At 56.4% G+C, this 10,600-nt stretch carries 7 protein-coding genes and 1 pseudogene; 2 read left to right on the forward strand and 6 right to left on the reverse strand.

All coding sequences use genetic code 11. The annotated features are described in order from the left end of the window. Window positions 1-181 precede the first annotated feature (181 nt). The 5 genes from ACFQUU_RS26680 to ACFQUU_RS26700 all read right to left on the reverse strand — a co-directional run bounded on the left by ACFQUU_RS26680 (window position 182) and on the right by ACFQUU_RS26700 (window position 9,315). Window positions 182-1,975: an NAD(P)/FAD-dependent oxidoreductase gene (locus ACFQUU_RS26680; RefSeq protein ID WP_382251266.1), complete on the reverse strand. Its 1,794-nt coding sequence runs from the start codon at window positions 1,973-1,975 to the stop codon at window positions 182-184. Between the two features lie 244 nt (window positions 1,976-2,219). Next, the gene (locus ACFQUU_RS26685) at window positions 2,220-4,187 is read right to left on the reverse strand and encodes a sigma-54-dependent Fis family transcriptional regulator (protein ID WP_382251267.1); all 1,968 of its coding nucleotides are present in this window, start codon (window positions 4,185-4,187) and stop codon (window positions 2,220-2,222) included. Window positions 4,188-5,224: 1,037 nt separating this feature from the next. Further along, window positions 5,225-6,283, reverse strand: coding sequence for a porin (locus ACFQUU_RS26690; RefSeq protein WP_382251269.1), 1,059 nt, complete (start codon window positions 6,281-6,283; stop codon window positions 5,225-5,227). 482 nt (window positions 6,284-6,765) lie between these two features. After that, window positions 6,766-8,085 carry a methyl-accepting chemotaxis protein gene (locus ACFQUU_RS26695; RefSeq protein WP_382251270.1) on the reverse strand — a complete coding sequence of 440 codons (1,320 nt, stop codon included), beginning with the start codon at window positions 8,083-8,085 and terminating at the stop codon, window positions 6,766-6,768. A 279-nt stretch (window positions 8,086-8,364) separates the two neighbouring features. Next, on the reverse strand, window positions 8,365-9,315 hold the full coding sequence (locus ACFQUU_RS26700; protein WP_382251272.1) for an alpha/beta fold hydrolase: 951 nt from the start codon (window positions 9,313-9,315) through the stop codon (window positions 8,365-8,367). A gap of 108 nt (window positions 9,316-9,423) precedes the next feature. Here ACFQUU_RS26700 and pqqA point away from each other — a divergent pair, with 108 nt between their 5' ends. Together pqqA and pqqB are read left to right on the forward strand one after the other, a co-directional pair. After that, complete coding sequence (pqqA, locus tag ACFQUU_RS26705) at window positions 9,424-9,498, forward strand: pyrroloquinoline quinone precursor peptide PqqA (protein WP_382251277.1); 75 nt, start codon at window positions 9,424-9,426, stop codon at window positions 9,496-9,498. A gap of 61 nt (window positions 9,499-9,559) precedes the next feature. Continuing rightward, window positions 9,560-10,414, forward strand: coding sequence for a pyrroloquinoline quinone biosynthesis protein PqqB (gene pqqB, locus ACFQUU_RS26710; protein ID WP_382251273.1), 855 nt, complete (start codon window positions 9,560-9,562; stop codon window positions 10,412-10,414). Window positions 10,415-10,455: 41 nt separating this feature from the next. Here pqqB and ACFQUU_RS26715 read toward each other — a convergent pair. Next, window positions 10,456-10,600: pseudogene (locus ACFQUU_RS26715) on the reverse strand (IS6 family transposase); the annotation flags it as partial.

A 10,600-nucleotide genomic window follows, 5' to 3' on the forward strand; every position in this document is an offset into this window, starting at 1 on the left:
CCACCACCCCGACATGGTCCAGGTCGGTGTACTTTTTATGTTAGATCAAAGCGGCAGTAGGATCTGAAGCCGAAGTGTATGCTAACGAGAGTTGTTCTTAAGTTCACTTATCTGAACCAGATGACTTGAACGGCATGATTGATCGCTGCTACCGCCTAGCGGTAGCAGCAAGACCAACGGCTCACCGGAGGTGATGGACTTTCCCCTGGCCATAGACTGGTGTGGACATACCTTCCATCCGCGCCTTCAATTGCAACGCAAGATATCGTGAATAATGGCGTGACTGATGGAGGTTACCCCCGTGGAACCACATTTGTTCCTGGGCGGTCGGTTTCCACATGTTGCGCAGTTCGCCCTCCCAAGGACCGGGGTCTTTCGTCGTATCGGAACCCAGCCCCCAGCACTTGCCGACCTTGTCCGCCACCTCCTGCGACACCAGCTTGGCGACCCAACCGTTCATCGAGCCGTAACCGGTCGCATAGACCAGGAGGTCCGCGGGCAATTCAGTACCGTCGGTCAGTTCGACAGAATGCTCCTTGATACGCGCGATGTTGACGCCGCTCTTAAGCTTGATGCTGCTATTGGCAATGAGTTCGGAAGCCCCCACATCGATGTAATAGCCGGAACCGCGGCGCAGATATTTCATGAACAGGCCTGAGCCGTCATCGCCGAAGTCCAGCATAAAACCGGCTTCTTCCAGGCGACGGTAGAAATCCGCGTTGCGTCGCTTCATTTCCTCGTACACGGGAATATGGAAGGAAGGCATGATGCGGTAAGGCACCGATGCGAAGATCAGGTCGGCCTTGTCCGTGGTGACTCCCTTGGCCAGAGCCTCCTCCGAATAAAGTGGCCCGAGCGCCAGTTCCATCAACGATTCGGATGGCGCGATATGGGTTGACGAACGCTGGATCATCGTAACGTCTGCGCCGTTCTCCCAAAGATCGGCGCAGATGTCGTGCGCCGAGTTATTGGAACCAAGCACGACCGCTTTTTTGCCCTTGAAGGCTTCCCCGCCCGGGTGCTTGCTCGAATGATGCTGCACGCCCTTGAACTTGTCCATTCCTTCGATCTTCGGAACGTTGGGGAAACCGGAGACCCCTAATGCGAACACTAGCTGCTTGGGCCTCAGCACGACTTGCTGGCCGTCCCGGTTGACAGTGACTTCCCATTCCTTTTTCCGCTCATCGAAGCGTGCATTGAGTGCCTCGGTTTTGTTCCAGTAATTGAGTTCCATGACCTTGGTGTACATCTCGAGCCAGTCGCCAACCTTATCCTTTGGCGCGAACACTGGCCAGTCGTCAGGAAACGGCAGGTAAGGCATGTGGTCGTACCAGACGGGATCATGCAGACAGAGCGACTTGTAGCGGTTGCGCCAAGAATCGCCGGCGCGCTCGTTGCGTTCAATGATGAGGGTCGGGACGCCTAGCCGCTTCAGCCGCGCGCCCAAGCCGATGCCGCCCTGACCGCCTCCTATGATCACGCAATAAGGTTGCTTGTCATAGCCAAGTTCCGCCTCTTCCTGCCGCCGCTTTTCTAGCCAGGATTGGCGGCCGCGCTGCGCGCCGTGTTCCGCGCCCTTGATCCGGTTCACACCCTTCTTCTCTTCATGCCCTTTGAGCTCGACCATGGTAGTGAGCAAGATCCAGGCGCGTCCGTTTCTGAGACGGAGATGGCCGCGCCCGCGTGCGACCGCGGTATCGAAGGTAAGCCAAGCTTCGACAATGCCATCCGCTTCCGTTGCCTCTTCTTCCAGTTTCCAGTTCGATGGGGCGGCATGCGCCAGCGTAGCGCTGAGCATGTCTTTGATCCCTTCCCTGCCCTCTGCGGTCTTGATATTCCAGGTAAAGCTTACCAGGTCGCGCCAGTAGGCATCTTCGTTAAACAAAGTGGCGACGGCTTCAACGTCATGTCGTTTAAGCGCTGCGCCAAAATCTTCCAGCCAATTGCTCACCTGCAGCGTGGGGGTATTTTCCATAGTGTCTCTCTCCGAATTGATGTTGGCCGGACAGGACAGAATTGATCTGGCCGGCAAGCAGGAAGATGGCAAGCTGCATGCCATATCGATGCACGGACGCCGAGGCAAGTCAAGTCATTGATTTAAATAAGGAATTCGTGAAGCGCGACTAAGTAGCATGCCGTCTGCTGGGTGTAGCACGCGACAGCTGTCACGGCGTCATGTGTGACACCTGTAACGCTTCGGTGTGACAACAGCTTAGGGTTCAGTTCCGGTCGAGCTTGTTAGGCGTTGCGATGCCCAGGCGCTTCATGCGCCGGTACAAAGTCATGCGTGCGACTCCCATCTGCATGGCCGCGGCGGAGACGTTCCAGCCACAGGCACGCAACTGCTGCAACAGGAGCGCCGCTTCAGGCGGCGTGGCTGATGCATTTACCGCATGCGCCAGGCACGGCAGTGCAGGCGCGCCCACATCGTCTCCATGGAACTGGTCTGGCAAGTCCTCCGGCTGTATCCAGCCGTCCGAACAGACAGCGGCGGCATATTCAATAACATTGCGCAGTTCACGCAGATTGCCCGGCCATTGATGCATGCTCAGCAAAGCCAGAGTAGCTGGCGCCAGGTCAGGCGGCGTCGGAAGGCCATGCTGCCTCACGTGCTGACACAGCATGTAGCGGACCATGTGCCCAAAATCCCGCCGCTCGCGCAATGCCGGCAGGACGATATTCGCGCCGTTGAGGCGATAGTACAAGTCGTCGCGGAAACGACCTCCGCGTACCAGCGCTTCCAGATTGCAGTGTGTCGCGGCGATGACACGGATGTTGACCGATACAGGCCGAGTCCCGCCAATCGGCAAGACTTCCTTCTCGGCCAGCACGCGCAGCAGGCGAGCTTGCAAAGGCCTCGGCATGTCCCCGATCTCATCGAGGAAAAGCGTGCCACCGTCGGCTTCGGCAATCAGACCGCGCTTGCCGCGCGGCGACGCCCCTGAGAAGCTTCCCGGCAGGTAACCGAACAGTTCGCTTTCAATCAGAGACTCCGGAATGGCGGCGCAGTTAACCGCAATGAACGGGCAATTGCGGCGTTCGCTACTTTGGTGGATCGCCTTTGCGAAATATTCCTTGCCCGTGCCTGTCTCGCCGTTGATCAGCAAGCTCACTGGCGAGTTCACAAGACGCGCGACGCGTGCGATCTGCCGGTCCAGATGCGGGTCGCCGCCGGACAAGGCAGCCAGCGGCGCCGGCACGGCTTGAGGCTGGTTGCGCATTGCTGCCCCGGAAGACCGGGTCAGCGGCATCAGCGGCGGCGACGCCAGAAGAAACAGCAGACGCATGCTGCCGGCCACCTTGATTGCACGCTGGTCGACCGGCTGTGTGCGAATGAAGCGGCCGAGTTCAGTGAGAGAAATATCGAAGAGATTTTCAAAGCCTCGTCCGATCAACGGTTCGCCGCCGGCTTCAAACAACATCTGCGCCCGCCGGTTGTGCCCGATGATACGGCCGCCGGCATCGATGGCCAACAGGAATTCCGGATTGACGTCGAGGAATTGCGGCGCGGCGGACAGGCGCAGTACCCACTCCCGCCGATAGCGCTGTAGAAAGCTGGCGGTTTCAATCTGATGCGCATACATCTTTACCATCTGCAAGGCCAGATGTTGGCTGTCCTTGGCTTGCGGGGACGTCAGCGCGGATATGTCGAGCACGGCGCTCAGCCTGCCTTGCGTATCGAATATCGGCGCGGTGGTACAGGTGAGCGGTATGTGCGTTGCATCGAAATGGTCGTCCTGATGCACCGTCAGCGCCTCACCCGTGGTGATGCAGGTACCGACGCCGCAGGTGCCCGCGTTCCGCTCGCTCCAGTCAGCGCCCAGATAGAGCCCCGCACGCCGCAGATGACGGTCGACCTGAATGTCGCCGAGAAAGTCTACTGTTACGCCGTGCGCATCAGTCAGCAGCACGACGTACCCGAGGCCGGCCACCTGCTGGTACAGAGATTCGAGTCCATGCCGTGCAATCTGCAGAAAATCCTCCAGCTGATCCTGGCGCTCCTTGACACGTTCGCCCGGCAGGATCACGGCTTCCTGCATGCGAGCGGGATCGAGACGGTGTTCATGCACGCAGCGTAACCAAGAACTGCGTATGACTTCATCATGGTGGCGGCCACGAAACGAAGCCATTCCATCGTCCGCAACCTGCATTACGGTCGCAATATGCTCGCGTTGCCGATCTTGCATTTCGGTCTCCTGTAAAACACTTAGCGCCTCATCATGCGCGCGGCGTGCCAAACCATTTCTTGTTTGGCAAAAGTGTAGTTGACCATTGCCCGACGTGTCCAGCACGGGCTTGCGCCCACCGCCTTATTAACCAGAAGCCAATCGCATGTGCCAAGCCCTTGCGCTCGTAATGGGCGTGAAAATACACCGATGCATCATTGCATGCGACCTCGCCGGCTTACCTGTTTCAAAATCATTCGTTCGAATCAGCAGCAACAGAAAATTCAACGCTTACGAGCCCGTTGTTAACTTGTTTAGCGTTGCCTCACAGCATTTCCCGGCAGTTCCGCATGGGAAAAGCGTTCATACGGTCACGATGCGCGTCTAGGCCAATCGCAGAGCAATTCGCAGCATCTTTTACGCATATAGCTATGGAGCGAGGCACCATACCATCGTCCCCCGGTCGGCGATCCAATGCCGGCACGGTTCAGCTTCCAAGCAATTTTCATATAAGTGTCGCCCTTGATTCTCAATTCCAAGATCGAGTCGACGAACGATCCATCAATCGGCTTGCGTGGCAACTCGGCATTTCTCATTGCCGTGATTCGGCCTGCCACTTGCTTCACATTTAACTGCGAACGATGAATCGCACCCTGTGTACGCTCTAATTCATTATGCAAGACGGAGGTGTACGTGACGCTGGGATCGATGTTAACCATAGCGATAAGAATACTTCCAACCTTTTAAAAACCGCGTCCGCAAAAGCTGGTGAGTGATCAAATAGATAACTGGTGTCTCACAGAACCGTCGCGAGCACGATCGCAACGACATGACGAAGCGTTCGATCTTGATGCACTTTTAAGGTCTGCTCACCACTAGGCGCTTCGAACATGACGATTGTTACGTCACGCGCATAAAAAAGCCCGCAGCGTTTTCAGCTGCGGGAAAAAGCTAATCCTTGGAGGGGATTAGAGGAGACAAGTTGTGGTACGGCCAATGCGGCTGCCGAAGCACATTGATTGGTCGGCATCTTCCGGAGGCGCCGACGATTCGCGCGTTCAGAACTGGTGTGTAATACCGATTGCCGTGCCGGTAGACTTGCCGGCGAAGCTCGCGCCGCTGACCGTCGCCCCATACAGATTCGAAAGGGGAACCCGTCCCTTGCCGTCGGTTTGCACAACCAGCCCCCACACGCTGGTGCGTTTGGAGAAGTTGTATTTCAGGCTGACTGAGACCACATGTGGCTTGACATCGGCGACATCGTCGTCGAAACGCACATAGTTCACTGCTGCGGACGTTGCAGGCGTTATGGCGTAGGCGCCACCGATTTCAATTGCGTTAGCATCTACAGGGGCGCCGACTAGGCTCGGGTTTTCATAGTGCGTGAACGAAGTGGCAATTGTTGCAGCACCCAATGAGTACTTGCCGCCGACAAGATAGTTGCGGCTCACTGTTACGCCAGTTGCGTTGCGACTTTGCTGATATACCGCGTTCAGATCGAGGCCAGAGAAGCCAGCATAATTGACGCCAATCGTGCCGGCGCTATTTGCGCGAGAATCGCCAGCCGTTTCACCCAGGCTGTACTGACCCGTGACGGTGAGCCCCATCATTGAAGGGGACTGATACTGCAAGACGTTGCTTCGGAAAATATTAGCGTCGCTGCTGGTGTTTGCATTCGCCAGTCCGTAAGCCAGGCCACCGACCACAGCCGCCGATCCAGAGTGGGAAAGACGGATGTTGTTCAGGAAGGACTGGAGGAACAGGTGGTCCAGCTGACGCCCGAACTTGAAGCTACCGAATTCGCCGGACAGGCCAACGGTAGCTGCACGGCGAAACAAGCTGTTCGGTCCGCCGGCGTACGAACCCGTGTCGGTATTCAGATCACTTTCAAGATTGAAATTTGCCTGCAGTCCGCCACCCAGATCTTCCGCGCCGCGGAAACCAAACACGCTCGGCAGCCACACAGAGCTGGCTACCAGCTTGTTGCTTTGTCCAGCAGGATTAAACCTGTTGAGTCCGACCAACGATGTGTCGACTGTGCCGTAGATCGAAATCTGTGCAGTGGCCCCTGCTGACACGAGTGCCATGATGGCTCCGGCAATAACTTGCTTGTTCATTTTCTCCCCTAAGATTGGATTTTAACTAAGCCGACTCTTTCGGCGAGGCCTATTCGGCAATATCCATGCCACGCTCGAAATATCGAGTTTCAACCGGCGCGTCATCGAAAAAATACGATGTGCATCAAGTACTTAAGAACATTTGTCTAACAGCGCCGCGCTGTGGTCCCAGCTATAAGAAACTGGAACACTCGTTCTAGCAATTGTGAATTTTTTGAACAGTTGTACCGCGCTGATATCTGCCGTCGAAAAGATCGGTGGTGCATGGGAAGATGAATAAACCGACAGGGATGAAGTCGATGAAACCGGACTGGTCTACATTAAAACGACTCTGTAGATCTCAAGGAATCATTTTTCTACGTCGGCGAGAGCGCTTTCAGCTTCACCGAACGCGGCGAGATCGAGATGAATTGCGTAGAGAACATGGCAAAGTAATCTGCGCAGCCGGCCTGCTGCAGCATGGACTGCGATAGGCCCGCCGCTTATTCAACTAATGCGGCGTTCTGCCGCGTGGTGGCACCGTCCATCTGACCCATGGCATGGCTGACCTGCTCGATGCCTGATCTCTGCTGTTCGGAAGCCATCATGATTTGCGTCATGATGCCGGTCACGCACTGCACGCTTGTCACAACCTGTTCCATTTTACTGCCGGCCTCCGTAACCAGGCGATTGCCGGCGTCGATCTTGTCCATCGAATCGTTGATGAGCTGCTTGATGTCCCCGGCCGCGTGGGCCGAGATGTGCGCAAGCCTGCGCACTTCCGAGGCTACCACCGCAAATCCACGCCCCTTGTCGCCGGCACGGGCGGCTTCGACGGCCGCATTCAATGCAAGAATGTTGATCTGGAAGGCGATGCCGTCGATCATGCTGATGATGTCGACGGTCTTGCGCGATGATTCAGTAATGGATTCCATAGTCTCAATCACCTGCGACACGACTTCGCGGCCCTTGGCTGCAACGTTTGACGCAGATACGGCAAGCTGATTGGCATGGCGCGCATTGTCGGCATTCTGTCTAACGGCAAAAATCAGCTCCTCAATCGACAAGGCGGTCTCCTTCAGTGAAGCGCCCTGCTGTCCGATCTCATCGCCGGAGACCGCTTCGATGCGGCTGGTCAGATCGCCGGAGGCAACGGCTTCAGCGAAGCTGACGGCTTGTGTCAGCGGTCTGGTGATCGAAAACATAATCACGATACCGAGACCGGCGGCCGCAAGCAGCAGGACAGCACCGATCGCGATGACGAGGGACATGGAAGATTCGATGATTTCCTTGGCGGAGGCGCTGGCCGCATTCATCTCCTCCTGCACCGATTTCAGCAACCCCTCCATGTCTTCAACGATGCGGTTGTGCAGCGGACAGCATTCAGCGGCGACGAAGGCGGCGAGCGTTTCGTTGGTTGCTTCACCGCGCAGCAAGCGCACCTTGTTTAGTTGTGCGGGCATCATCAGCAACCCCTCGCTGACTTTATCGAAATCCTTGCTGGCCTGGAACTGCGGAGCAAGCTTGTTCAGCTGTTCCAGATAGACCGCCTTGTAGACATCCATCTTGTCGAGTTCCCGTGCCGCTTCGGCGCTGTCGGAAATCGCAAGCGCATTACAAGCTGAGAGCCCGGTCTGGGCCAAGGCTTCGCGCGCCGCGTACAAGGGTTCCAGCTTCTCGGTCCGAACCTTGTTCTGCAATTCAACGGCGTCGGCGATGGTGCTTATGCGGATCAGGGAAAATACGACTACAGCTGCCACGAGCAGCGACGACAGGCAGAATGCTAGAGACAGACGCGGGCCGACCTTAAGATTTTTAAGCATTTCGGTTCAGCGATAAAGGGATAAAGAGTTGAAAAAAGACGAAACTTCAAACTGCACCTTTCCAGGACCAAAACGGCATACCTCGTGCGTCGCCGCGTTGCGATGTGGCGGAACATCGTTATCAATTAGCAGCAATACCTTTACCAGTAAGCGGGCTTGCCTTCTCTTCCATAGACACCGAAGTGACCTCAGCTCCCAGTGGCAGTCCCGGATGAACTAACGGTCTTGGCTGGTATCACGAGGCTAGCTGCTCTCCGACCGATACGGGAGCGAATTCAGTCAGTTCACTAGCACTGCGGATTCAACACATGAATTTATGGCCTTGCGCAGTGCATTGCGGATCAGAGGATCGGATGCAGTGTGAGTGCCACGCGCCACCCAGACCAACTCTGCATGAGGCATCCAGCGCTTGATCCGCGTCGCGTTGTGCGGCTGGCAGATCCAGTCGTGTGTGCCGTGAATGATGGTTGTCGGAATATCTGACGCACGCTCGGCCGCACCGGCAAGTTCCATCGTGTTTGTGAAACATTGCTTCGATAGATAATGGGCCTGCAGCTGGTATTTTGACAACCACTTTGATAGCGGCGGCTTCTCGCTCCTGGCCTGGGTACCGCGCATCGCATGCATCACGTCTTCCTCATATCGTCCCCAACGCAAGGCGGCGTCCTCTTGCTCTTCAGTTGTTCCATTTTGTAGCAACGCTGCCAAAGTCTGGAACACCTCGCCTTGTTGCATAGTGGACCAGCCGACGGTCAGTCGGGCCCACGCCTCTGGAACCAGTGGTTTCAACCCCTGGAAGAACCAGCGTCTGTCTGCGTCGGCAGCAAGAAAAGCGCCACGCAGTATTAGATGCGAGATGGCACCCGGCACCTGGCCCGCATAGAGCAAGGCGAGGCAAGCGCCCCACGAGCCACCGACGATGGCCCATCGTTTAATGACCAAGGTCGCGCGCAGCCGTTCGAGATCGTTCATCAGTTCTGCTGTGGTGTTGCGGAACAAAGGCTGGGTAGCGGTGCTCCGGCCGGCTCCGCGCTGGTCCACCAGGATGATGCGCCAGCAGTCTGGATCGAACCATTCCAGCATGGACGGATGGCATCCGCTGCCCGGTCCTCCATGCAGTACCACCACAGCAGGCGCGTCCATTTTCCCGTACTGGGCAACGTAGAGAGAGTGACCGTCGCCGACATCAAGGAAGCCTTCGGCCAATGGAAGGTCCACGCACTTTGGCATGGATGTTGCGTTGAGGTGAATTGATCGCATGACTATTTCACGTATTGAGGTTTGAAGCAGATAAGCGATCAAAAACCGTACCACCTACATTTAATCAAGGAGATCCTCATGCAATGGTCTAAGCCCGATTTCACCGATCTGCGTTTCGGTTTCGAGATCACGATGTATATTTCCAACCGCTGATCGTTTAGCCAGGGCCTGGTGAGGCGCGCCTCCCATCGCGCCTCCCATCGTGGAAAACACTATGAAAATTCGGGTACTTGGTTCAGCAGCCGGAGGCGGCTTCCCGCAATGGAATTGCAATTGCCGCAACTGTGACGGCGTACGCCATGGACGCATCCATGCCCGCGCACGCACCCAATCATCGATTGCGGTCACGGTCAATGACGTTGACTGGCTGCTTGTGAATGCATCGCCGGACATTCTCGCGCAGATCGGCGGATCGTCTTCTTTGCAGCCGGGACGATCTCCTCGTGACACCGGCATCGTCGCCGTCGCCCTGATGGATGCACAGATTGATCATGTGACAGGCTTGTTGATGCTGCGCGAAGGACGGCAGTTATCCATTCATTGCACCGCGTCGGTATGGAAAGATCTAACCGAAGGCTTGGCATTGACGCGAGTGCTGTCCCACTATTGCGACCTGCAATGGCAGCCGATAGAGATGAATGACGCGGCAACGCCACGAGACGGAAAGCCATTCATGCTGGCGCAGCTCGACGGCGCGGAATTCATTCCAATCCCGCTCAGCAGCAAGGCCCCCCCATACTCGACAAACCGAATGTCGCCTTCGCCTGGCGACAATATTGGCTTGCTGATCCGTAATTCCCATACCGGGAGGTCGGCCTTCTATGCGCCAGGCCTTGGTCGTATCGACCCACATGTGGCGTCGGTGATGAAAGCGGCCGATACGGTACTTGTAGACGGTACATTCTGGCACGATGACGAGATGATCAGACTTGGCCTGTCCACAAAGACGGCGGCCGATATGGGCCACCTTCCTCAAGCGGGTTCCGGCGGCATGATAGAGCTCCTCGACAGTCTGGGTGCGCGCCGGAAAATACTCATCCACATTAACAATACGGTATTGTCGCATTAGCGGCGAAAAGAAAATTTTAGGCGCAAGGGCGTGGCGGCCTCTTATGCGGAACGGATTTCTCTTGCGAGCGCATAAAATTGCTCGGCAAAAGACAGTGCGTCGCTGCCTTTGAGATTGAGCTGGTTTTTGCGGATCATGTGCATCAGTTCAATGCCGGCCAAGACGTTCTTGGCGGACCGAAATGAC

It is taken from the genome of Herbaspirillum sp. GCM10030257, assembly GCF_042666555.1.
Taxonomy (GTDB): Bacteria; Pseudomonadota; Gammaproteobacteria; order Burkholderiales; family Burkholderiaceae_D; genus Noviherbaspirillum.

What these genes read in the sequence shown, in the direction of transcription:
- ACFQUU_RS26680 (WP_382251266.1), bottom strand. Translation starts at nt 1,975, where the DNA reads ATGGAAAATACCCCCACGCTGCAGGTGAGCAATTGGCTGGAAGATTTT.
- ACFQUU_RS26685 (WP_382251267.1), bottom strand. Translation starts at nt 4,187, where the DNA reads ATGCAAGATCGGCAACGCGAGCATATTGCGACCGTAATGCAGGTTGCG.
- ACFQUU_RS26690 (WP_382251269.1), bottom strand. Translation starts at nt 6,283, where the DNA reads ATGAACAAGCAAGTTATTGCCGGAGCCATCATGGCACTCGTGTCAGCA.
- ACFQUU_RS26695 (WP_382251270.1), bottom strand. Translation starts at nt 8,085, where the DNA reads ATGCTTAAAAATCTTAAGGTCGGCCCGCGTCTGTCTCTAGCATTCTGC.
- ACFQUU_RS26700 (WP_382251272.1), bottom strand. Translation starts at nt 9,315, where the DNA reads ATGCCAAAGTGCGTGGACCTTCCATTGGCCGAAGGCTTCCTTGATGTC.
- pqqB (WP_382251273.1), top strand. Translation starts at nt 9,560, where the DNA reads ATGAAAATTCGGGTACTTGGTTCAGCAGCCGGAGGCGGCTTCCCGCAA.